Origin of the sequence: Weissella oryzae SG25 (genome assembly GCF_000691805.2) — a bacterium.
Classification (GTDB): Bacteria; Bacillota; Bacilli; order Lactobacillales; family Lactobacillaceae; genus Weissella; species Weissella oryzae.
In genome coordinates this window covers 70,880-95,049 of sequence record NZ_DF820485.1, presented here as the reverse complement: position 1 = coordinate 95,049, position 24,170 = coordinate 70,880, and the positions used below count along the sequence as shown (strand labels likewise).

General features: G+C 39.7%; 20 protein-coding genes. 4 read left to right on the top strand and 16 right to left on the bottom strand.

Features of this window, described 5'->3' with window-relative positions; genetic code table 11:
- Positions 1–4: 4 nt before the first annotated feature.
- The 6 genes from TT13_RS01960 to TT13_RS01935 form a co-directional block, all read right to left on the bottom strand.
- Positions 5–520, bottom strand: coding sequence for a tRNA (cytidine(34)-2'-O)-methyltransferase (locus TT13_RS01960; RefSeq protein ID WP_027698418.1), 516 nt, complete (start codon positions 518–520; stop codon positions 5–7).
- Positions 521–703: 183 nt separating this feature from the next.
- Positions 704–1,852 carry an AI-2E family transporter gene (locus tag TT13_RS01955; protein ID WP_027698417.1) on the bottom strand — a complete coding sequence of 383 codons (1,149 nt, stop codon included), beginning with the start codon at positions 1,850–1,852 and terminating at the stop codon, positions 704–706.
- A gap of 93 nt (positions 1,853–1,945) precedes the next feature.
- Entirely contained in the window at positions 1,946–2,980 is a 1,035-nt protein-coding gene (locus tag TT13_RS01950; RefSeq protein ID WP_027698416.1) for a lactonase family protein, read from the bottom strand.
- 77 nt (positions 2,981–3,057) lie between these two features.
- On the bottom strand, positions 3,058–4,011 hold the full coding sequence (locus tag TT13_RS01945) for a TerC family protein (protein ID WP_027698415.1): 954 nt from the start codon (positions 4,009–4,011) through the stop codon (positions 3,058–3,060).
- Between the two features lie 80 nt (positions 4,012–4,091).
- Positions 4,092–4,598, bottom strand: a complete 507-nt coding sequence (locus TT13_RS01940; protein WP_027698414.1) for a hypothetical protein — start codon at positions 4,596–4,598, stop codon at positions 4,092–4,094.
- Positions 4,599–4,727: 129 nt separating this feature from the next.
- Positions 4,728–6,614 (bottom strand): lectin-like domain-containing protein, encoded by a 1,887-nt coding sequence (locus TT13_RS01935; protein WP_027698413.1) that lies wholly within the window; start codon positions 6,612–6,614, stop codon positions 4,728–4,730.
- A gap of 338 nt (positions 6,615–6,952) precedes the next feature.
- Here TT13_RS01935 and TT13_RS01930 point away from each other — a divergent pair, with 338 nt between their 5' ends.
- Positions 6,953–7,837 carry a 3-hydroxyacyl-CoA dehydrogenase gene (locus TT13_RS01930; RefSeq protein ID WP_027698412.1) on the top strand — a complete coding sequence of 295 codons (885 nt, stop codon included), beginning with the start codon at positions 6,953–6,955 and terminating at the stop codon, positions 7,835–7,837.
- A gap of 65 nt (positions 7,838–7,902) precedes the next feature.
- Here the strand turns inward: TT13_RS01930 and glyS are convergent, their stop codons facing one another.
- From glyS to TT13_RS01900, 6 genes are all read right to left on the bottom strand, one after another.
- Complete coding sequence (glyS, locus tag TT13_RS01925) at positions 7,903–9,984, bottom strand: glycine--tRNA ligase subunit beta (RefSeq protein ID WP_027698411.1); 2,082 nt, start codon at positions 9,982–9,984, stop codon at positions 7,903–7,905.
- Between the two features lies 1 nt (position 9,985).
- Positions 9,986–10,912: a glycine--tRNA ligase subunit alpha gene (gene glyQ / locus TT13_RS01920; RefSeq protein WP_027698410.1), complete on the bottom strand. Its 927-nt coding sequence runs from the start codon at positions 10,910–10,912 to the stop codon at positions 9,986–9,988.
- Positions 10,913–11,459: 547 nt separating this feature from the next.
- Complete coding sequence (gene recO / locus TT13_RS01915; RefSeq protein WP_027698409.1) at positions 11,460–12,248, bottom strand: DNA repair protein RecO; 789 nt, start codon at positions 12,246–12,248, stop codon at positions 11,460–11,462.
- 288 nt (positions 12,249–12,536) lie between these two features.
- Positions 12,537–13,886 (bottom strand): dihydrolipoyl dehydrogenase family protein, encoded by a 1,350-nt coding sequence (locus TT13_RS01910; RefSeq protein WP_027698408.1) that lies wholly within the window; start codon positions 13,884–13,886, stop codon positions 12,537–12,539.
- A gap of 115 nt (positions 13,887–14,001) precedes the next feature.
- Complete coding sequence (locus TT13_RS01905; RefSeq protein ID WP_027698407.1) at positions 14,002–15,060, bottom strand: ABC transporter permease; 1,059 nt, start codon at positions 15,058–15,060, stop codon at positions 14,002–14,004.
- Positions 15,041–15,760, bottom strand: a complete 720-nt coding sequence (locus tag TT13_RS01900; RefSeq protein WP_045476406.1) for an ABC transporter ATP-binding protein — start codon at positions 15,758–15,760, stop codon at positions 15,041–15,043. The genes TT13_RS01905 and TT13_RS01900 overlap by 20 nt, the downstream gene beginning before the upstream one ends.
- 320 nt (positions 15,761–16,080) lie before the next feature.
- On the opposite strand from TT13_RS01900, the gene TT13_RS01895 reads away from it, so the two are divergent.
- Positions 16,081–16,695, top strand: a complete 615-nt coding sequence (locus tag TT13_RS01895) for a uracil-DNA glycosylase family protein (RefSeq protein WP_045476404.1) — start codon at positions 16,081–16,083, stop codon at positions 16,693–16,695.
- 105 nt (positions 16,696–16,800) lie between these two features.
- Here TT13_RS01895 and TT13_RS01890 read toward each other — a convergent pair whose 3' ends face one another.
- The 4 genes from TT13_RS01890 to TT13_RS01875 form a co-directional block, all read right to left on the bottom strand.
- The gene (locus tag TT13_RS01890) at positions 16,801–19,068 is read right to left on the bottom strand and encodes a glycoside hydrolase family 65 protein (protein WP_027698405.1); all 2,268 of its coding nucleotides are present in this window, start codon (positions 19,066–19,068) and stop codon (positions 16,801–16,803) included.
- Positions 19,069–19,083: 15 nt separating this feature from the next.
- Positions 19,084–20,427, bottom strand: a complete 1,344-nt coding sequence (locus tag TT13_RS01885) for an SLC45 family MFS transporter (protein ID WP_045476402.1) — start codon at positions 20,425–20,427, stop codon at positions 19,084–19,086.
- Between the two features lie 126 nt (positions 20,428–20,553).
- On the bottom strand, positions 20,554–21,522 hold the full coding sequence (locus TT13_RS01880) for a LacI family DNA-binding transcriptional regulator (protein ID WP_027698403.1): 969 nt from the start codon (positions 21,520–21,522) through the stop codon (positions 20,554–20,556).
- A gap of 139 nt (positions 21,523–21,661) precedes the next feature.
- Positions 21,662–23,113, bottom strand: coding sequence for a basic amino acid/polyamine antiporter (locus TT13_RS01875; protein WP_027698402.1), 1,452 nt, complete (start codon positions 23,111–23,113; stop codon positions 21,662–21,664).
- A 371-nt stretch (positions 23,114–23,484) separates the two neighbouring features.
- Here TT13_RS01875 and TT13_RS01870 point away from each other — a divergent pair, with 371 nt between their 5' ends.
- Positions 23,485–23,904 (top strand): HIT family protein, encoded by a 420-nt coding sequence (locus TT13_RS01870; protein WP_027698401.1) that lies wholly within the window; start codon positions 23,485–23,487, stop codon positions 23,902–23,904.
- Positions 23,905–23,908: 4 nt separating this feature from the next.
- Positions 23,909–24,166, top strand: coding sequence for a hypothetical protein (locus TT13_RS01865; protein WP_190279602.1), 258 nt, complete (start codon positions 23,909–23,911; stop codon positions 24,164–24,166).
- Positions 24,167–24,170 lie beyond the last annotated feature (4 nt).

The window sequence follows — 24,170 nt, the reverse complement described above, 5'->3', positions numbered from 1 at the left end:
CTCTTTACTTTAATTTATCGTAATCATAAGCATGCGTTAGATCAAGATTTGGAAAGCTCTGTTGCCGGAGCGCTTCATAAATAATGATTGCTGCTGTGTTTGATAGATTTAGTGAACGAATATGGTCATCATTTTGCGGAATCCGGAGCGCTTTTTCTGGATGTTGCTTCATGAAAGGCTCTGGTAGTCCCGTTGTTTCTTTACCAAATAAGAAATAATAATCATGATCAGGGTTCGTATAATCAGCTTCATGATAAGAACGGGGTGCAAATTTCGAAATTAAAAATAGTTCATCCGTATCTTGCAAACTAGCCATAAAGGCTGGTAAATTCTCGTGTACAGTAATATCAACCGTATCCCAATAATCTAAGCCGGCTCGCTTCACATGCTTTTCATCCAATTTAAAGCCCAATGGTTCAATTAAATGTAATTTAGTATTCGTCCCAGTGGCAGTCCGGGCAATATTGCCGGTGTTGGCTGGCATCAAAGGCTCAAACAACACAATATGATTTGTTGACATGTTAACACTCCTTCTTAGTGGTCAAGTATGCCTGACCACATCTATCGCTACATAAATGAATTATACCATGTGGTCAAGTTGAAAAATGTTTATTTTCCTGCTTCTTTGCCCATTTCTTAACAATTCACCACAAAAAAGCCAGTCACTAAGTTAGCAACTGGCTTAACTTTTTATAGGCGGCAACTATTCAAGCTGGTCACTGAAGAGTTTTGAATTTCCCTTCCACCAAGCAAAAATCCGCGTAACCAAGACCTTTAATATTGCATAGCCAGGAATGCCAAAAATCACCCCCATCAAGCCAAACATATTACCAGCTGACAAAAGCACTAATAACACCGTTACCGGGTGAATTTTTAGAGTTGAACCTAGCAACTTAGGTGAAATTACCCGACCTTCCAAATTTTGCTCGATTACAAAGACCACGGTTACTGCAACCACCATGGACGGTGAAATAAAGAGCGCTACAACATAGGCCGGTATCATTGATAAAAAGGTCCCTAGATATGGAATCAAATTCAAAATACCCGCGATTAAAGCGAGTAGCCAAGCCGATGGTAACCCAATGACACTATAACCAATCATAAACATGATACTGACTGCTAAGGCAACTAATAACTGGCCACGAATATAATTAGCAATTTGTTCATTGATTGCCTTCAATGTATCTAAAAAGGAGGCTTGAAACCGGTCTGGCAACATATTAGCCATATACTTGGGTAAGTCATGACCATCTTTGAGTAGGTAAAAAAGAATAAATGGGAAGGTTACTAAGGTGATCAAAGTCGCCGTCACTGTCCCAACTAGGGCCGTTAAATGTTTCACACCATTTTCACTATAATTCCCCGCCAATTCTTTAAACCAACCGGTTAAATCTTGATTAGTGGCATTAAGCCAGATATTTAATTGTTGAAACTGTTGGCTTCGATTCCAATGGTCAGCCAATTTAATTAAAGCGCGCCAATATTCCGGCCATTTGTCCAAAAAGGCCGCTACTTGACCCCTAAACCAAGGGATTCCCGTTAAAATCCCCCAAACGAGTAGGGCTGCTAGCACCAAAAAAATTATGACGGTCGTAATTAAACGTTTAACATGGTGTTTTTCTTCAAAATAATCAACTAATGGGTTTAGTAAATAATAAAAGACCCCCGCCAAAATAATTGGCGCCCCAACAGCCGCTAAAAACTGCCGCACTGGGCCAAAAATAAAGCTAACCTGCTTTAACATAAAGATTATCAGTAAAACTAAGAGAATAATGACTAAAACTGATACCCCTTTATTATTTGCAACCCAGCGCCATAACCAGGAACGTTGCTGCTTACTTGATTTTTCCATTGCCTTACCCCCACTTTAATGAAAAAGGCTCTGATAGTATTTGCACCATCAGAGCCTTTTGCCGTCATCGTAGCATTATCACTTATTTGTTAATTAAACAAATTCGACATTAATGGCCTCAGGTACGACAAAATCTTTTTGTACTAATGTTAATAAACCGCTGGTCGTATCACGACGATAAACCGTGATATTATCAGTATTTTGATTACCAGCAACTAAGTACTCGCCATTGGCATTCAAGTTGAAATCACGTGGGAAATCACCCTCCGTACTAATCGTTTGGATTGGGTCTACTTTACCAGTTGTCTGATTGATTTGCCAAACCACAATTGAATTATGACCACGATTTGAAGTATAAACAAATCGGCCATCTGCTGATAAGCGGATTGCACCAGCACCATTATGTTCATTCCAATTACTTGGAATCGTTGAGCTGGTTTGAATTAGCGTAAAACTACCAGTCTTTTCGTCATACTTTAAGACTGACAAAAGTGATGATAATTCACCTAGCAAATAAGCATATTGCCCATCCGGGCTAAAGCGAATATGCCGTGGTCCAAAACCAGTTCCGGCATGGTAGGTTGCAACTAAGCTAAAGATACCTTCATCACTAATATCCAAGGTATAAACCTTATCTGCACCTAAATCAACCGACACTAAGCGCTTGTCTGGTGTTAAGTTTGTGAAGTGTAGGCGGGCCTTATCTTGTTCTGGTCGTGGACCTTCACCCCAAGACTTAAAGCGATCCAAAAGTTCGATTGTTCCATCAGCTTTAATCGCAAATGATTCAATTGTTCCCTTATGATAGTTAGTCACATATAACAATTGACGGTCTTCATCAACTGAAATATATGCTGGTGACCGGCCTTCAGTAAGCTTTTCTTGAATCAAAACGGCCTTCTGACCATCCCGGTAATCATAAACTGAAACACCACCACGGTCAGCATCTTTTTTATTGATTGCGTACAGATAGCCAGCCTTACTCAAATGTAGGTAAGTTGGTGAACCAAGCTCTGCAACCAATTGTGCGTCCTGTAATTGTCCGGTTATATTATTCAAATTTGCGGTATAAATTCCCTTTGATGCACCCCGCGTATACGTACCAAATAAAATTTTCTCCAAAGCCATTTTTCTGCCTGCTTTCATAAAATCATCTGTAAACCCTTACATTATATGGTATTTACCCGGTAAAAGCCAGCTAAAAATCATTTAAATTCATGCCGCTTCCGTGGGCGGTCACGGAACCAAGAAGCTAAAATTGCCAATACCAATAGGCTGACGATAACAATTAGGGAAACTTCATTACTAATATGAAAGGCCCAATCAAAACTTTTAGCCGCTTCATTCAGCACCATTTTGCTACCAATAAAGGCCAAAATCAAAGCCAGTGCATACTTAATATATCTAAACATCGGTAGAATCCCCGACAAAGCAAAGTAAAGCGAACGCAACCCCATAATTGCAAAAATATTTGATGTAATCACAATGAACGTATCTTGTGATACCGCCAAAACAGCTGGAATAGAATCGACTGCAAACAACAAATCTGATGCTTCAATGAAAATCAACGCCAGCAGAAACTGGGTTGCATACCGTTTACCATCGACTTTAACTGTTAAGTGTGGCTCAACCACATCTTCTTTTAATGGTAAAACACGCCGCAAAAAACTAATAATTTTTGAATCCGCCAAGTCTTGTTGATGTTCTTTTTCAAACAACATTTTTAAACCAACGTAAATTAAGAAAACCCCGAAAACAAACATTAACCAGGCAAATTGATGTAGCAAAGTTGCTCCGGCCAGAATGAAAATCACCCGCATGATTAATGCGCCAAATACACCCCAAAATAGTAGCTTATGTTGGTACTTCAATTTAATACCAAAGAAGCTAAACACTAAGATAAAGATAAAAAGATTATCGATACTCAAAGATTTTTCAAGTAAGTAAGCAGTAATGAAATCCAAAGCATTCTGCCCACCACCCTTTATCCACACCAAGCCCGCAAAAGCGAAGGCTAAGGCAATCCAAAAGGCTGACCAAAGTAGTGACGCCTTGATGGTTGGTTCTTCGTCCTTACGGTGAAAAACACCTAAATCCAAGGCTAACATTACAAGTACAAAGATGAAAAAGCCAATCCAATAACCTATTCCTATATCCATTTATGACCTCCAGTAAAACTAAACATTTATTATTAATTAATTTTAGCTTAATCTGCTTCAGCTGGATAGTCTTCTCTCTACTATCCAGGTGATTTTTGTGCCTTAAGTTTACGCCCACGTTGTTCAAAACTAACCCGGTAGAGTTGTGCTAATTTTAATCGGTAAAAATCAATATCGGCGGTCAACACCCGATAATCATCCTGCTGGGCGTCAATAATTGCTTTTTGCAATTCAGCCATGACCATAATCAACTCTGTATCATGCTCAAAAACCGTGCCAGCAACTGCCGCCATTAATGATTGGGCGGCGTCAATTGCTTGCCTTCTTGCATGCAAACAAACCTCGATGGCTTTTTTGAGTTGCAACATTAAGTCTGTTGCCGTTAATTTAGTCGTTGGCACTACCTTAGGGTGTTCATCTTCATGCAGATAATTATCAATTGCTTGTAAGGCCCGAGTTACTGGTCGTTCATAGGTTACTGGCTTACTTTGCGCCAGCAAATTAGCTAAATCAAGTTGTAGTAATGCTGCTTCTTTTGGTAAAAGTCGAATTAATCGACTATTAATTTCATCGCGTTTGTGAACCATAATCTTGCCTCCTGACTGAAATCCACTTCGTTAACTTTATTATGCCGGTTAATCATTAATTTTTTGTTGTTAGATTACGAAGAGAACAAGAAAAAATGACTTAACTAATTTAGCTAAGTCATCATTTATTTATCTAACTTTACGCCAGAGCATATAACCCGCTCCTGTTACCAATACTGCCCCTACAACTACGAGTGCCCATAAAATTCGTTTGTCGAGCAGTGGTAATTGCTCATCTGCCGGCTTCTGTGCCGCTTTGCCTGTTTGTTGCTGACCTAAGTGCTGTACTTTAGGTGAATCAGCTTGTGTATCTTTGGGAGCACTATCTGGGTCATCAATTTTAGCCCCATTCCCGTTATCATTTAGTGTATTAGTAATTGTAAACTTTGTGCCGTCTGCCTTAATTTCGCTCTGATAATTCTCTACCGCCTGTTCCTTAATTGTATAAAGATAGGTTTGACCATTAACGTCCTTGCTAAGTAAATCCGTCAATGTCATTGTCCATTGATTAGTCTCTGCATCATCCTTAGGTGCAACTATGGGAACAATTTCCAAAAGCTCACCATTACGATACAGCTCAACGAAGATTTCGGCTGGTCGTTGACTAGCTTCATCCCCCCGCCAAATTTTATTTAAAGTTAGATCAACATTATCATCCTCATTAACTGCACGATTAGTTAATGTAATATTATACTGCTGATAGGTGCTATCAAATTGACTATCAATCGAAACTTCGTAACCTGGTACTGGCACTTCAAGCACGATATATTCTAGTTCATGCCCATCTAAATCAAATTCAGGTAGTTCAGTCAACGTTGCTTGCCAATTATTATTTGCAGTGAGCTCCACTTCTTCAAAGAGATAGCTTTCGCCATCAATATTTTTTTGCAAAACTTGTGCAATTACATTAGCTGGTCGCATACTTGGATCATCATTTAGCCAATTTTTTTGAATGCTCATTTCCTTGGCCGCTGTGTAACTAAAACTTTCGATTTTAAACTGTTGCAGATTGAAAAAGGCGCCAGTCCCAGCTGAAATCGCTAGGGCAAAGGATTCGCTAAGGGCAACTTCATCACTGACGTTTAATGTATCCGTGTAGCCAACGCCAGAACGACTCGTACCACCACCATTATAATCAATTCGAATAGTTTGATTACTTGCCAAATAGCTAAACGTAATTGGTATGAAACCCTTATCTGCATCACCTTCTGCATCCCAACCATCAGCCGTCATCGCCCGGGCAACTGCGTCATTTAAAATGTTGCTTTTATCAAGATATTCAACTGAAGCACCAACGTGGTTAGCAAAACCATTGGTGCCATTTGTTTTAACAAAAGCGCCAAAAGGACTACCCGGCCAACCACCGGTCGCAAGATTAGGTTGCCCTAGATTTGGACGGTCTAAGACATTAGTTGGGTCTTGTTCCCAACCCAACCGATGATTTGAGTCTTTACCATTAGGATCCGCTGCTGTGGCTAAATTATAAAATGTGTCAAACTTATAACCAAAGGCATTCTTAAGTCCGCCGATACCCATGTTAGCACCAGAATAACCAATATCACCAATTGCCCCGGGATGGAAGGCAAAACCAATACCATCACCACCACCCATTAAGGATGGATCCATTCCTGGTGAAGAACTACCCGCATTCTTATCATTCCAAGCACTATCTAATTTATCACCTAAATAGATGGCGCCTTTCAAGGTAAAATCATCTAAAAGTGACACCCGATGGTTCAAAGTAGCACTACCAGATTGATCTTGCAGATTCGGCGTTAATGTTAAAATTCCCGTACTCGCATCATACTGAGGCATTTGCGCACTTGGGTGCGTGGCATCAACGTGCTTGGCAATCGTAAACTCGTCTAAAAAATTGTCTTTAGTGATTGTTGTTACCCGCCCACCACTACGCGGTACAACTGTATCAGTTGCTGAGATTGTCTGACCAATCGGGCAAGTAGCACCAACTAATAGACTAACGCCTAGTAAACCTTTAACCTTCTTCATTATTTTCATATCTTAAACCTCATTAAGTTTTTTAATTAAGTCATTGTCCAAACCCTAGTATGCGGAACAGACTTGCCCAATTTATTATTACTTAATGATTATTTTTGTAATATTTTTACCCAAATCAGAATTTTATAAAAGCGACCAAAATAAGTATATTCAGTTTGTTTGTTCTTAATATTAACTAAATTCATCTAATTAATATTAATTTTATCTTATTCAAAGTTTTCAAGGCTGACTTTGAAAATTTTATGACTCTCCACTTATCAAATACTTATTACCTAAAAGTAGTATAATTTACCTGTATCCTTTTGTTACTTTTTTGCTAGGAAAGGCGGTTTTACATTATGACCTATAAGAATATCGTCATCGCAGGTGGTGGCACACTCGGTTCACAAATTGCCTATATGGCAGCATATAGCGGTAAAAACACAACCATTTGGGGACGTTCAGCTGGTTCGCTAGAACGTGCACAAGCGCGAGTTGCTGTCTGGGAAAATGAAGTTCAAGCGTATTTCAAGAGTTCTGATGCCAGTAAGCAAGCAGCCCAAGAGCATCTTCATTACACTACCGACCTGGCTAATGCACTAGCTGATGCTGATTTGGTGATTGAAGCTTTGCCAGAAGATTTGGCAACTAAAGAAGCCTTTTATCGTGAGTTTGCTAAATTAGCACCGGATAAAACAGTAGTTGTAACTAATTCATCGACGCTACTACCAAGCAGTTTGGCTGAATCAACTGGTCGCCCAGCCCAATTCTTGGGCTATCACTTTGCTAATCAAATTTGGCGTGGCAATACTGCTGAAATTATGGCTGGTCCCGCAACTGATAAAACATTGGTTGATAGTTTAGTAACTTTTTCGCACGAAATCAAAATGGTTCCAATTGTGGTTAAGAAAGAACAAGCTGGCTATGTATTAAACTCGATGCTTGTTCCCCTGTTATCAAGTGCCAGTCAACTTTGGGTCGATGACATCGCTGAGCCAAGTGCAATCGATAAGACCTGGATGATTGCAACTGGTGCTCCAATGGGTCCATTTGCAATTATGGACATGGTCGGTATGCATACTGTTTATGCTATTAATCATGCTAATCCTGATCCAAAGGCTCAATTAATAGCAAATAAAATTAAGGCAATGATTGATGCTGGAAACATTGGCGTCGAAAGTGGTCAAGGCTTCTACAGCTATCCTAACCCCGCCTTCCAAAATGCCAATTTTCTAAAGGCTTAATTCTATAACAAAAAAGCGAGTAAGATGATTCGATTCATCTTGCTCGCTTTTTATCTATTAACTTTTTAGTTACTCTTTACATCTAACTCAAGGAAGTTGGCTAGTTGGCTAGCTTCCTTAGTAACCGCTTGTAAGGTCGCTAAGCGATTCTGCTTAATTGCATCATCATCAACCATAACCATCGTTTCAGCAAAGTAAGCGGCAATTGCTGGCTGTAGTTCAAGTAATGCTACCAACCGAGCATCAAGTTCCATAATATTTGCTAATGGTTGTACTGCATTCCATAAATCAGCTTCTGCCGTATTTTCAAACAATCCAGTTTGTACACTTGCTTCAGTTGCATTCTTAGTTGTCAAACGCATAACTCGAGTTAAGGCTTCAACACCCAAGCGGAAGTTTTCATCATCCTTGTGTGCACTGAGGACTGTTGCTGCTTTAGCCATTAAGGTCGTATCTGCAATGTTATTCTTCGTTACCGCGTTGATAATATCGCGACGTATACCAGCATCTTGCAAAGCCTTAACAACACGATCTGTCAAAAAGGCAATCACTTTACTGATATTTTCAGGTAGCGCCACTGCCACTTCACTTGGTAGACCCAATTTATCATCAGCTGCATTAATTTGAACAACTGCTTTGCTTAATAAGTCAGCAAGATCAAAGTCCCAACCATTATCAGCTAAAATTGCAACCACCCCGGTTGCCGCACGCCTTAGTGCATATGGGTCGTTTGAACCAGATGGTACCATGCCACCCGCAAAGAAGGCCAAGAGACTATCTAATTTATCTGCAATCGCTAAGAGCTTACCCAAAGTTGAGCTTGGTAATGCTCCATCAGCTGAAATTGGCATGTAGTGCTCGCGAATTGCTTGTGCCACTGCCTTTGATTCGCCAAAAATCAAAGCATACTTTTCGCCCATGACACCTTGTAGCTCATCAAATTCATTGACCATTCCAGTCATCAAATCAAACTTATAAATATCAGCGGCTCGTTGTAATTCAGTAATTTGTTCAGCGTCTAAGTTTAGCGCTTCAGCTAAGCTCGTTGCAATTACTTTGGCACGGTGCGTATGATTGGCAACTGAGCCAAGCTTGGCATGGAAGGAAACATTTTCTAGCTTGTTATTGTAAAAATCAATTGAATGCTTCTGATCTTCATTGTAGAAGAACTTAGCATCTTCTAGGCGGGCAACCAACACCTTCTCGTTACCAGCAATCACATTTTCAATATGCTCAGCGTTTCCGTTACGAACTGAAATGAAGTGTGGTAAGAGCTTACCCGCTGCATCAACCACGTGGAAGAAACGTTGGTGCTCTTTCATTGAAGTAATCAAAACTTCATCGGGCACTTGCAAATATTCCTCTGCAAAACTACCAGCAAAAGCTGTTGGGTACTCTAAAATATTGTTAACTTCTTCCAACAAATCAGCATCAACTACCACTTGCCAATTATTTTTTGCTGCAATTGCTTCAACTTGCGCTTGAATTTCAGCCTTACGCGCTGTTGCATCAGCTTCCACGAATACCGACTTTAAATCAGCTACATAATCACTAGCTTGCGCTAATTCGATATCATGACCTAAGAAGCGATGTCCCCGAGTTGTCCGACCAGATTCAACTCCTAAAATATCAAAAGGAACCACCGTTGTATCAAGCAATGCCACAATCCAACGAATTGGCCGTACATACTCAAAAGTATGCCGAGCCCACTTCATCGTAGTTGAGAAAGTCATTGCCTCGATTACCGCTTTGATACCAGCCAAAACTTCAATTGCTGGTTTACCAGCTTCAAATTTAGTCACATGGACATATTCATTACCATTAAACTCTTTAAAGGTAATGTCATCAGTGGTCAAACCTTGTCCGCGCACGAAGCCTTGCGCAGCTTTAGTAAAATTGCCATCTGCGTCAAGTGCAACCCGCTTAGCAGGACCTTTAACTTCTTCTTCAAAGTCCTCTGCTTTAGCAGCAACGTCATTAATTAATACCGCTAAACGCCGAGGGGTTGAATAAGCTTTAATTTCACCAAAGCCTAGCCGTTCATCGGCCATAAAATCAGCAACACGACTTTGTAATTGCTCAATTGCTGGTGTTACCAAGTGAGCGGGAATTTCCTCTAAACCAATTTCTAGTAAAAAATCTGCCATCTTACTTCTCCTCCTCATCAGCTGGTAAATACTTAGCTCTTAATTTTTCATCCTTTAGCAATGGGAAGCCTAACTTCTTACGCTCATCAATGAAGGCCCGGGCAACCATCCGCGCCATGCTACGAATTCTTGAAAGATATTTAGCCCGTTCGGTTACTGAAACCGTTCCCCGAGCATCCAACAAGTTAAAGGTATGTGATGATTTTAGAATATAATCATAAGCTGGATGTACTAGGCCAGCTTCCAGGGCCCGCTTGGCTTCTGCTTCATACTCGTTAAAGTGTTGCAATAGCATTGCTTGATCAGATTCTTCAAATGAGTAAACTGAATGTTCATATTCAGGCTCCTTAAAGATGTCACCGTACATCACCCCATTACCCCATTCAAGATCATAAACCGTTGGTACATCCTGAATGTAAGAAGCAAGCCGTTCTAGGCCATAAGTAATTTCAGAGGTTACTGCATCAACCTGGATTCCACCAACTTGTTGGAAATAAGTAAATTGCGTTACTTCCATTCCATCAAGCCAGATTTCCCAACCAATCCCGGCTGCCCCCATAGAGGGGTTTTCCCAGTTATCTTCCACAAAACGAATATCATGTTCAAGTGGGTCAATACCTAAGGCTTTTAAAGAATCTAGGTACAACTCTTGAATATTGTCAGGAGATGGCTTCATTACCACTTGAAATTGGTGATGTTGATAAAGTCGGTTGGGGTTATCTCCATAACGTCCGTCAGCTGGACGCCGCGAAGGCTCAACATAGGCCGCATGCCATGGTTCTGGTCCATTTGCCCGCAAAAAAGTGTAGGGGCTCATCGTTCCGGCACCCTTCTCTGTATCGTAGGCTTGCATCAACATCGCCCCTTGCTTAGCCCAAAAGCCTTGCAAAGTTAAAATAATATCTTGTACTGACAATTTCTCTGTCATAATTAATTATTCCTCTCATTTACTGGAAAACATAAAAAAGCCCTACACCAAGCACTATGGGTACTTGATGTAGGGACGATAAATCGCGGTTCCACCCTACTTCTGCCAAAAAAGCAGCAACTTAATTAAGTATTAGGTTGTACAGGTAGTGCCCAGCAAAAAGGTTAGGTTATCCTCACATCTACGATAACTTGCTGAACTAACTACCTTTTGCTTATTCTGCCTGCATTACTTGAATAATTGTAGCACTTACACCCAAGCTGTCAATGAAATTTAGACTTAGGATTCTTTCCTAAAGGTAAGCTAACTCATTTAAATGCAACTAGTGGTCACAAATCTTAAAAATACGTTGTATACCGAATTTTTCATAACTGATAACTGTAGTAAATTGCTTTTGACTGTCTGAGTCTCTCCCTCCACAACCCTCTATTAATTACTAGCGAAAATATGCCCTAGTATAAGTATAGGTGAATTCTAAAATCAAGTTGAAGGTCATCGTCCGCTAGCTTGTAGCATTTTTACCAACTTTTCTTAACCCATCTCTATCTCAATTAAATTCGCGGCTAATCCGCCCTTGCCATTCGTTCAATTGTTGAATAAAAGACTTGGCCTTTAAATGTACCCCGACTTGGTCATCGTAGATTTTATCCAAAATTCTTGCCATATCAACCTTATTGGCCGCCTTGATTGAAAGTGAATTGATTTTTTCTAAATCTAATTCTGCTAACATCATTAACAATTTAACTGCCTGTGGTTCAGCATTCATCCGCTGTTCATCTAAATGCCAATGATTTTGGCATAAGAGACCGCTATACTTTTCAGAAAAGTCTAAAGGTAAATCACGCCGGCCGTCAATCGCACAGCCTTGCCAATTAATGCCAATTCCAAAAGCAGGGAGTAAATGTAATTCAAACCAATTGGCTAAGCCCTGTGCATCAAAATTGCTGTCTGAATTTAACCGCTCAATCGCTAAGGCAACTTGATCATACCACTTTATTAGGGGCTGATTATCAACAAAGGCAGCATCAATCAAGCCCAAGATGTAGGTCGCATAAGCATTCTTCTCAACATCGAGCATCAATTTAGCGGGTAGCTTAGCCGCCTTCACCTCATCAATGAAGGATAATCCTTTATTATTCAGTACGCCCTCATAAGTTGCGACCGTCATGGGCTGAATCTCTGCTGCATAGGGATAGCGTTTCCCCTTACCATTTTTTATATAGAACATCCGTTTTCCAGCTGGGCGCGTCAACATTTTTACCATTAAATCACGCTCTTTATAAGTCCGTTGATACATAACAATTGCCTGGAAATTTGTATGATTTCGTTCTGCCATCAACTTCCCCTCATTAATTTCTATTCTCTTATTAAAGTTATTACGCCGCACAGCTGTAAGATACTATTTACTTACACCTTATCAGTAAATATTATAGCAAAAAAAGGCCAGAAACTTTCATCAATTACACTAAATCTAAAGCAAGCTCTTATCAAATTTACCACCTCACTGCCTCCCAATTGGTATAAACTAAATACCTTATCTTCTATATAAAACAAAAAAGTTAATAGCTAACCTTTATAAAAGTTAGCTATTAACCGATTTTTACTATTAATAATTTTTAAGTGCTTAAGGCTTCTTAATCAAAGCATGGGCTGAGAAGCCAATACTTGGGAAGAGGTAAACCAAACGCTCTAGTTGCTCGGCCGTAAACTTAAATTCGATGGCTGGTAGCAAAGTATTAATAACTTCTGCTGCATCCTCGCTTAATTCAGTTGCACCGACTAACTGACCAGCTTGATTATAAATCAAAGCGCCCTCACCAAACTTAGGCTTTCCCACTTGACGGAACCAATCTGATTTCATATCATGCTTTTGAACTGTATACTTGTCCGGATTAGCCAATGCATAGTCTAAGCTAACACCAACTTGGGCAATTCTTGGACTCGTGAAGACAACCGTTGGAATAACTGGATAGTTGATTGGATCAGTAGTATCACCAGCAAAAGTATGCATTAGATAAGTTGACTCAAATACAGCAGTTGGTGTCAACTTTGGAATCTTTTTATCGATAATATCCCCTGATGCGTAAATGTTAGGTACCGACGTCCGCAAATATTCGTCAACTACAATTCCATTTTGATTGTAATCAACGCCAACCGCTTCTAATCCAATGTTTTCAACATTAGGAATACGACCTGTTGCATCCAAAACCCAGTCAGTCGTAAATTCACCATCTGCTGCCGTATGCACAATCACTTCATCGCTGCTCTGCTCCAAGGCGGTAATCTCAACATTGCGCTTAATATTTACACCACGTTGAGCTAAGTCAGCTAAAATTTGTTCAACATAAGCCTGTGGGAAAGCCCGTAAGGCTTGATCACCATGCAAAAGCAAGTTGACTTGTGCGCCAAATTCATTAGCCATTGTTGCAAACTCCAAAGCAATATAGCCACCACCGATAATTGTGATATGTTTTGGCATTGTTTCTAGGGCTAAAAAGTCTCGACTGTCGTGGGCAAACTCAGTGCCCGGTATTGTCAAATGATTAGAGCGTAAACCAGTCGAAATCACAATTTTATCAGCAGTCTTAAGCTCACCGTTGACATCAACAGTATGTGCATCAACTAACTTTGCTCGTGCAAAGAGAACATCGATTTTATTACTAGTCATCATGCCTTCGATTGCTTGTGGTAATCCATCGATTATCTCTTCTTTGTGTGCCATATTGGCTGGCCAATCAATCGTTACACTACCATTAACAATCCCATGAACGTCTTCCATGTGTCGCTTTAGCGCAACTGGATTATCTAGAATAATTTTTGCATTACATCCCCAATTAGGACAGGTACCACCAATCCGTTCGGCTTCAACAACCGCAATCTTTACACCTTTTGCAGCTAGCGGAATCGCTCCATCAAAGGTTCCATGACCACTACCAATATACAGTACATCATAATCATAATTTTGTGTAAACATGCTTATTCCCCCGTTCATTTTCAATGTAAGCCAACAATTGTCAACTCCACCTACAGATAGTTTACAACAAACTGTAACAATTGCCTTTGACCTGCATCAATTTTTTATAACTTTGTTAGTTAAACCTATGTCTCAAGTAGGCATATTCTAGAATTAATGCTAAAACCCCTAATCCCAATATTTCTAGGCTAATTATAATATTCAGCCTTGTTATCACTAAACCGACAATCATCCAAACCAAGGTTGTTATTAGCATTAATTTGCTTGTGATGTACATAAAGCCTTTAATTCGAGTCTTATCGTTAATTGGGAAGACTATATCAAAAACAATATGTTGCTGCGCATTTAATAGTGGCAGCCACTGCAATATCATTAGATATAAAAGAAAAGCTAATAAGATATTACCAAGTCCAGCATTACTAAACAAAATTATTAAGCAACCAAACAAAGTTAAGCGCAACCAGCTACTCAAATACTGTGGTTGCCGAACAAAAGTCTGTGTCATAATCAAACCAATCGCTGTTTTTTGTTTTGGCTCAAGCCAACTGCTAAATGGTTCTAACCAAGCGCGCCGTTTTATTTGGACCTGTAAGCCGGGTACGTCGATAAACATATTGAAGAAATTCAAAACTCGTTGCCGACGTGCCTGCTCAAAATTAACTAAGCCTTCCCAATCTATTAAGTTAGTTTGATTATCTGTAAAACGTGTAACTTTTTGCAAATTTGCATAGGTCAAACTAATTTTGGCCAACAATGTTATTGCAAATAAAAGTAAAGTAACGGTAAACGCAAACAAACGTAGTAGCAATGGCATTAGCACTAAGGTCATCAGCGCTTGTACTAAGACATTCCAAAAAATACTATATCTTCCCGCAGCTTTTTTTATTTTTCGTAAGCGCCCTTCATCAGCCAATAAATACACTGGATCTGCTGGCAAAATAAATGTTGCTCCCCGCCAAAAAAAGGATAATGTTAGCCCCAATAAGGCCAAGGCAAGCACCTGCATTAATAAAGTTTTAGGTAAAGTCAACAAGATTTGACGATAGGCTACCAAACCTGCACCCAATAAAATCAATAAGGCAATTACTGCATGGTCGTTAAATACATAGCGCAGATATTTACTATATTGCTGCCATTGCCGATGCAATCGCCGCTTAAAGGTTAAAATCTTCATTATGAACCCCTTTTTGATTTAACTCAGGAACTAGGTCATTAAAATCTATAGTCAAGCCACTTGCCCTTACTTGACCATCAGCCAAATAAACAAAACGATCGGCTAAATCAACTAAGTGGTCTAAAACATGGGTCGTCAATAAAATACTCCCGCCTGCTGCTTTACGCTCCGCAATCAATTGTAAAACAGCATCAACAGCTAAGACATCTAAGCCAATAAATGGCTCATCAATAATTAACAAGGGTGCATTCATCATAAATCCCATGACTAACATTACTTTTTGACGCATCCCTTTGGAAAAATGAACTGGAAACCACTGTAACTTGTTATCCAAGCGAAAAAGCTTTAATAAACGTTCGGCTCTTTCCCAGGCTGCTTTTGGTTCAAGTTCATAAGCCCTGATTGTCACTTCAATATGTTCTTTGAGTGTCAACTCTTCATACAAGATTGGTTGTTCTGGGATATAAGCAATCTGCGCTTTATAATCTAAGGGGTTTTGCGTCAAGGTCCATCCATTTAACTCGATGTTTCCACGCTTAGGGGCTAAAAGGCCAATAATGTGTTTAATTGTTGTTGACTTTCCAGAACCGTTTAAACCAACTAAGGCTAACAGTTCACCAGCTGCCACTTCGAAACTAAGATCATGTAAAATGGTTTCTTTCCCATAACCACCAAATAAATTTTTCACTATAAGACTCATCGTTGCCTCCTTTTAACTAAGCACTTTTATTTTAACAAAATCGTCTTGATTCCAATGATTTATAATCTGTAAAGCAAATTTTTTCTGACACTTATTGTTCAAATGCCCCTGTAATTGATTTAACCCACCTATCTAGTTTAATCGTTGCAACAATTCTAGCTCTGATGTCTATATTATTAACTTATACAGTACACAGTTAATTGTACTAAAAGGGTCTTACTAATGGAAAGTTTATAAATGATTATGCTGCCCTGGTCTTTGTTAGAAAAAAGCTTAAAATTAAGATAAAAGCAATTTTAGAAAGGTTGAAATAAATACTCATGGACGACTTTACAAAAACTTATGCTCAAATTATTGCTGACATTAAGGCTGACCCTGAAAATCAAGCATATACGGTGCAAGGTTGGGAACCAATGTTATCAATTCATCCCGAAGCAACCATCCTAATTATTGGACAAGCACCGAGCCGCAAAGTTCAAGCCCATGGCGTAATGTGGGATGACCAAAGTGGTGATCGCCTACGCGAATGGCTCGGCATCGACCGCACAACTTTTTACAATTCTAATAAATTGGCTGTAATTCCGATGGATTTCTACTTTCCGGGTAAGGCAAAAAATGGCGGTGATGAATTGCCTAGAAAGGCTATGGCTCCCAAATACCATCCACGCTTATTAGCGCTAATGCCAAATTTAAAGGCCTATGTTTTAGTCGGTAATACTGCAATCCATTACTATCTCAACTTACCTAGCTCTGCTACCCTAACCAAAGCTGTTCATGCGCTAACAATCCCAAAAAACCAACAAGCGACAATTACAATCTTACCGCTACCACATCCCTCACCCCGTAATAACATCTGGCTGGCAAAAAACGCCTGGTTCATTGAAGAAAAAGTACCTGCTCTAAGGACTTTTATCAGTCAACAATTAAAGTTGTAAAAGAAAAAGCGTACAAATTATTGAACGCTTTTTTATAAACTATTTTTGATGTAGACTTACTAACGTTAATCAATTCACGCTTATCTTTTACGATGACAAATGCTTTTAGCTATTAGTTAATAAGATTTCTTCATCATCTAACATAATTTTAAGATCTTCACCTGAAAGCAAAGTCACCTTCGTTCCCGTAGGTTTAACGGATATATCTAATACCCGTCCACGGTAAACCATGCGAAAATCATAGCCCGTCCATTTCTTAGGTAGAAATGGCTTAAAGGTCAATTGATTATCAACAACGCGCATACCAGCAAAGCCTTGTACAATTGCCAACCATGCGCCTGTCATTGAGGTAATATGCAGGCCGTCTTTAGTATCATTGTTATAATTATCCAAATCAAGCCGGGCTGTGCGCTCATAGAACTCAACCGCTTTGTCTTCAAGCTGAATGTCAGCAGCAATAATGGCATGTACTGAAGGGCTTAATGATGACTCGTGCACCGTGAACGGCTCATAAAAGGCATAATTATCCCGCTTTTCCTGCTCAGTAAACGCTTCGGGGAAATAATACATCGCATGTAATGTATCTGATTGCTTGATATATGGTGAACGTAGCACGCGATCCCATGACCAATGCTGATTAATTGGCAAGTTATCAGCTGGCAAGTCCTTAACTGGGATAAGTTCTTTATCTAGCCAGCCATCTTGCGCCAAGAAGACTTGCCGCTTAACCCCGTCAACATCTGTTACATCAACCTTTGGTAGCCACATCTTTGCAATAATCTTTTGCCAAAGTTCTAGCTCAGTCGCTGATACCGCCAACTTTTCGGCATATGCCGCTGATACATTTGGCCAAATCCGACTCGTATATTCCAAAACCCATTTAGCCATCCAATTGGTATAGAAATTATTATTTACATTGTTCTCATACTCATTTGGTCCAGTTACGCCATGAATCATATAAGCATCGCTGTGTTTAGAATAATGGACGCGGTCAGCCCAGAAGCGGGCAATCCCGACCAAAATTTCTGCGCCTTCATTTTGCTCCCAAGTATGATCGTCAGTCAACTTTGTATAGTTGTAAATTGCAAATGCAATCGTTGAGTTTCGATGAATTTCTTCAAAAGTGATTTCCCATTCATTGTGGGATTCAATCCCATCAAAAGTGACCATTGGGTATAGTGCACCAGCCAAGCCCTGTTGTTGAGCATTATGGTATGCACCAGCAAGTTGTTGGTACCGATACTTTAATAGTGACTTTACAACTTTTGGTTCTGTCACAGCAAGGTAGACCGGGATTGCAAATGCTTCAGTATCCCAATAAGTTGCCCCACCATATTTCTCACCGGTAAAGCCCTTTGGTCCGATATTTAAGCGCGCATCTTCACCATAATAGGTTGAAAATAGCTGGAATAGATTAAAGCGAATCCCTTGCTGTGCCGCTTCATCGCCTTCAATCTTAACATCGGCTTTTTCCCACCGTTGTGCCCAGATTGCGATATGCTCATCTAATAAAGTAGTAAAGCTTTGGTTAGCTTGCTTTTCAACTAAGCGATGATTAGCCTCAATATTTTCCGCCTCACTAGCATAATCACGTGAAGTCGTAACAATCACACGCTTTTCAAAGGTTAGTGGCTTAGTGGCTGTTAATTCACCGATGAAAGTATTATTTACTGCAAAGTCACTTACTGCAAAATCGTTTGCTGCAAAATCACCTTTAAATGATTGACCAGCAATCACCGTAAACTGTGGTACACCGAAATTATTTGCAATTGTTTGACTGGCTAACCAAGAATTTTCAAGGTTACTATCCTTGTCCAGAACCTGCCAAAACTTTTCATCATAATTTGAGTCTTCATTAACAACATCGGCATCAATGAAACTAACTAGTTTTAATTGATGCGTCTGACCATCAATTGCTTTAAAAGTAAAACGCATACCAGCCAGCTCTTTAAAGGCAACTGAGATGAATCTCTCGACTGTAATTTGGACATTTAGCACCGTAAAGGTCCGTGTCAAAAGGCCCTTTTGCATATCTAATGATAGTTCAAAATCACTTGGTACTTGCTTGGCCAAATCAACCTCAACCCCGTCGACAAAAATCTGCATCTTGGTAAAATTAAGCGCATTAATGGCTTTACCAAAATATTCTGGATAACCATTCTTCCACCAACCAACCCGGGTCTTATCTGGATACCAAACACCACCGAGATAAATTCCTTGATGGCTATCAGCGGAATATGTTTCTTCAAACATACCCCGCATTCCCATATACTCATTACCTAACGAAGTAATTGATTCTTGTAATCTTTTATCTTCAGGATTTAGCGTATGCGTGGTGATCTTCCACGGATCAACTTCAAAAATTCGTTTCATTATTTTTTCCTATCCTTAATTAATCTTAGCCTCTTTAATCAGGCTAACTGCCAAGGCACCAAGTACCAAAAAGATTCCTGATAGCAACAACATCATTGGGAAGCTTGATCCTAACAATGGGAAGATTGCAAAGGATGCAACTGAGGCAACAATTTGGGGTAAGCAAATTGATCCATTAAACAAGCCCAAGAAAGTTCCCATATGAGCACCCTCACCAGCTGCCTCTAGGCCATTTGTCAAAAGAATAAATGGATAAGCCATCATTCCAGCCCAAGCAATTCCAATCAAAATAAATGAAACAATCAAAGCGCCCTGTGTATGCACAAAGAAAATCGAAGCAAAACCGATTGCGCCAAATAGCAATGAAAGTGCGTAAGCGGGCTTGTGTTTGTCATTTGGTACCTTAGTTAATACTAATGACCATAATACCGCAGCGATTGCTTGTACGGCAGATAAAATTCCAAACCAATTTCCAGCTGCTTGGTATGCTGATGAAGCAGGGTCAGCAACATGCCAAACATTCGCCGCAACCGCCCCAGTTCCATAGGTCCAAAGATACTGGAAGCCCATCCAGCAGAAGAATTGCACAATGGTAATTGTCCAAAAGATTTTTGGTGCACGAGCTAATAATTTAAACATCCCAACGTTTTCAGTCGCTGCATCGGCTGAAATTCCATGATACAAAGCATACTCTTCTGGCGTATATTCTTTAACTTTTAAAACCGTAATTAATGAACAGATTACTAAAATTACGGCACCTACATAAAATGAAATAATAACTGATTGTGGTACTTCCCCATCAGGCGCAACGTTTGCAACACCAAAAGCGGTTAATAAGAATGGGAAGATTGATGCTAAAACGGAACCTGTATTTGATAGAAATGATTGAACGGAGTAAGCATAGCCCTTCTGCTCTTCATTTACCATGTCACCAACCATCATCTTAAATGGCTGCATCGCAACGTTTGATGATAGGTCCATGAACAAAATGGTGATGGCACCAAACCATAGTCCCATCACTGTTGAAAAGCCAAAGGAACCAGAATTAGGCAACAAGGCCATTACAATAATTGCAACAATTGCCCCAATCAACAAGTATGGTAGACGCCGACCTAATTTAGGCATCCAAGTTTTATCGGAATATTTACCAACTAGTGGCTGAACAACCATTCCAGCTAAAGGTGGCAAGATGAAAAAGAATCCTAAGCGAGTTGGATCAGCACCTAATGTTTGAAAGATTCGACCCATATTTGAACTCTGTAATGAAAAGGCCATTTGAACACCCAAGAACCCAAATGAGAGCATCCAAATTGTAGACAATGGTAAACGCGGCAAGGTTGAAACATTTGCTTTTTCCATGATAAGCTCCAAATCAAAATAAATACGTAACTAGTAAACGCTTTCTTTTACAAAACTTATTATGCAACCGCTTTCAAAAAAATGCAACCGTTTGCGTAAAACTAATTTTTACCTACGGTTGCATTTTTAAACTTCAAAATCTACTAAGACGGCCTTAACCTTTTCTTGACCAAACAATAACTTCGCTGCCTCAGCTCCGAGTTTTTTTGGATGTAGCTCAATTGATTTAAAGCTACTGCCAAAGATATTCTTTAAATACCAAGTATTATTGACCCCAATTGTTGGCAGGATTGGCTTTTTTGCCTGCATTAGCTTAGTTAAAAGCATCATCGCAACATCATCATCGGTGCCAATAATCCCTTCTAAACTGTCAGCATATTGTTCAACGAATTGATTCAATAGTGCCTCATCGCCTTCTAATTCAAGCTCTAGCTTAATTAATTTGATTTTCCGTTCAGCAGCCACGTCTTGGATGCCACGCTTGCGTAGCATTTCAAAATCAGCCTCACGATTTGAAGAAACTAATGCTATGGTTTTAATCGGATTAGTAGCTAGCAGCTGATCAATTGTCCCACGACCAACTAAATAATTATCATTATCCACAAAAAGTGTTGTTTGCCGATCATGTGGTTGACCAATCACGACATAACGTATGTCGTGATATTGCTGCAAATAAGCTAAAATTGGCTCATTCATTTGCGTTGATAGAAAAATGAAACGCTTAACTTGCCCCTGCTCGACCATTACCTTAACATTATCCATTAAAGTTTCAGCAGTTTCCCCCATTGCAATTGAAGTAACCCATTTTTGCAATCTTAGTTGTTCATTTATCCCGTTAAGTAGATTAACGAAAAAAGCATTATTCGTCTGTACTCCTACCGCAATTGGAAAAATCACCCCTACCGTATTGGACCGACCTAATGCTAACGTCTTGGCGGCCAGGTTGCTTTGATAACCCATTTGAACAGCTAATTTTTGTAAACGCTCCCGAGTTTTTAAGCTAATACTAGGATTATCATTCAAAGCCCTCGACGCCGTCGAAACTGATACATCAGCCATTTTTGCCAAATCTCTAATTGTTACACTGTCTGCCATAACTTACCTTCATTGTATTAATTTTTTGTATATTAAGCCTGCTGTTAGTCCCAGATAAAGTCTATATGTTATATATTACATAATTCAGCCCAATATAAAAGCAAAAAAAGGAATTACGTCCACCGCAATTCCTTTTCGATTAATAACCAACTACTCCTGTGGCTAGCCCCCAGATTGCACCAATTGCAATTATTGTTAAGACAGCCATAACAATCCACTCGGTCTTACTAATTCTTTTATTATTTTCACGCCGTGAATAAATATAAAAGGCAAAGCCAAGGATATATGAAATTGAGCAAATCCAAAGATAGCCCAACCCGGCTAGTAGCAAAGCCCCAACTTGGAAGAGCACCGCTAAACCACCAATTATTATCATCCAAGGATGACGCTCTTCAAAACCAACCTTACATAGATAAGCTGCCACCATTCCATAACAAATCATAACCATCGCCGTACTTAATGAGAAAGCAAAATCATAGGCTTGATCTGAGAAATACAGTGAAATCATAAAGCATTGCACCAAAACCTGAGTTAATAGCAAAGAATTAATCGGTGCACCCTTTTTATTAGTCTTACCAAACCACTTTGGCATCAAACCTTGCTTAGTCATTTGTGACGTTGCTTCAACAGGTAGCATTGTCCATGAAAGCCAAGCACCCAAAATTGATAGAATCAATCCGATTGAGATAAAGGCTCCACCAAAGCCACCGACCATGCGACCAAAAATATAGACCAGCGCTGGACTATCCATGTTGACTAGTTCTGATTGTGGCAAGTAACCGTACGGAATCATTGATACAACCAGGTAAATTGCAATCAAAGATAAAATACCAATTACGGTTGCACGGCCAACATCTTTTTTCCGCCGAGCTCGACTAGCCATCATCGAAGCCCCTTCGACTCCGACGAAGACCCACATCATTACCATAATTGAACCACGTACTTGGTTTAAGATACCACCGGCAGTCGCTGGACTAAAGACGGCATCACCAGATGTATTAACCGAGAAGTTATACCAAAACTCTTGTGTGAACACACCGGCTTTAAACAACATCAAACCAATCACGATAAAAGCAAAGATTGGAATTAACTTGGCAATTAAAACCACCAAATTAATTAAAGCGGCTGATTCAACACCGTTGATAACTAGTAGCGTTAGTCCCCAAGAAATTAATGAGGCAAAGAAAATTGCCGCAACTGAGTTACCACTTGCTACAGCTGGGAAAAAGTACCCGAAAGCTGACATCATGATTGTCGCAAAGGCGACATTCCCCAACCAAGCTGATAGCCAATAGCCCCAACCAGTCAAGAAACCTGCGAAATCACCAAAGCCCTCGCGGGCATAATCAGAAAAGCCAGATAAATTTGGCCGCTGCATGGCTAAATAACTCATTGATAAGGCCAACATCAAAATTCCAAATCCGGTAATTAGCCAAGCCAACAAAGCGGCACCCGGAGTTGCCGCTCGAGCAACGGTTGCTGGTAAATCAAAAATTCCAGCACCAATTGATGATGAAATTGCCATCGTAATCAAAGCTGCTAAGCCAAGCCCTTTTACAGCGGTATTTCCTTTGTTCTTTACATCTTCCATATTACACCTCTCCATTTGTTTACTGTTTCCAATTAGGAAAACGTTTGCTCTTAATATCTATTTTTATTCTATTGTTTAAGTACGAAGAATCTTTAGTCCATTTAAGAACGTATATGTATCATTCAATCAAAAAATCAGACATTTGTATGAATAATTCTTTTTATAAATCAATAATTCACTATATTTGATTTTATTTAAATGTAATTAGTCTGTTTATTAACAAGTGATTCTTTTAAGCCGTTAATTTGACATAAGTATTCAACCCCACGAATTAAAGAATCGTGGTCTTAAAGTTACAATCTAATGGACATTTATTTACGCCCACCCAGCTAAACGGTATAATGAAGGAAATTGTAACAGGAGAAAATAACATGGCTGATATATTTGATAAAATTATTTCAGGTGAAATTCCTGCGTATAAAGTATATGAAGATGATGATGTGTTGGCATTTCTTGACTTGAGCCAGGCAACCCCAGGTCATACCTTAGTAGTGCCAAAAGCCGAGGTTGCTAATATTTTTGAATATGATACTGACCTAGCTCAACGCGTGCTTGGTAAACTACCAATGATTGCCCGGGCCATTCAAGCTAGTGATCCTGCGATTATTGGTATGAATATTATTTCTAACAATGGAGCGGCCGCTGGTCAATCAGTCTTCCACTCACACTTCCACTTACTACCGCGCTACGCTGATGATGGAATTGTCATTCCTGCCCCCGACCATAGTAGCGACTACGACGCTGATACTTATGCTGCAATTGCCGCTAAAATTAGCGCCAATTTTAATTAGCCGTATGAATAATTTCTTTAAAGATTTAAAAAGCGCCTGGCAAGACTGGCAAAAAGTTTTGAGTCATTTGGGGACGAGTATCAAAGCTTTACAGAGTTCGCTTAAAGAACTTGAAGCCACCTTATCAGCGGTTAATGCTTTTCAAAACGAAATTCAAAAGAAGCAAGCTAAGCTGGCCTTTAAAAATAAAGCGCCGCTTGCTCGCATTGCCGAAGCAAAAACACGCATTGAAACTGAACTTGCTAAGTACCAACGTAAATAATTTA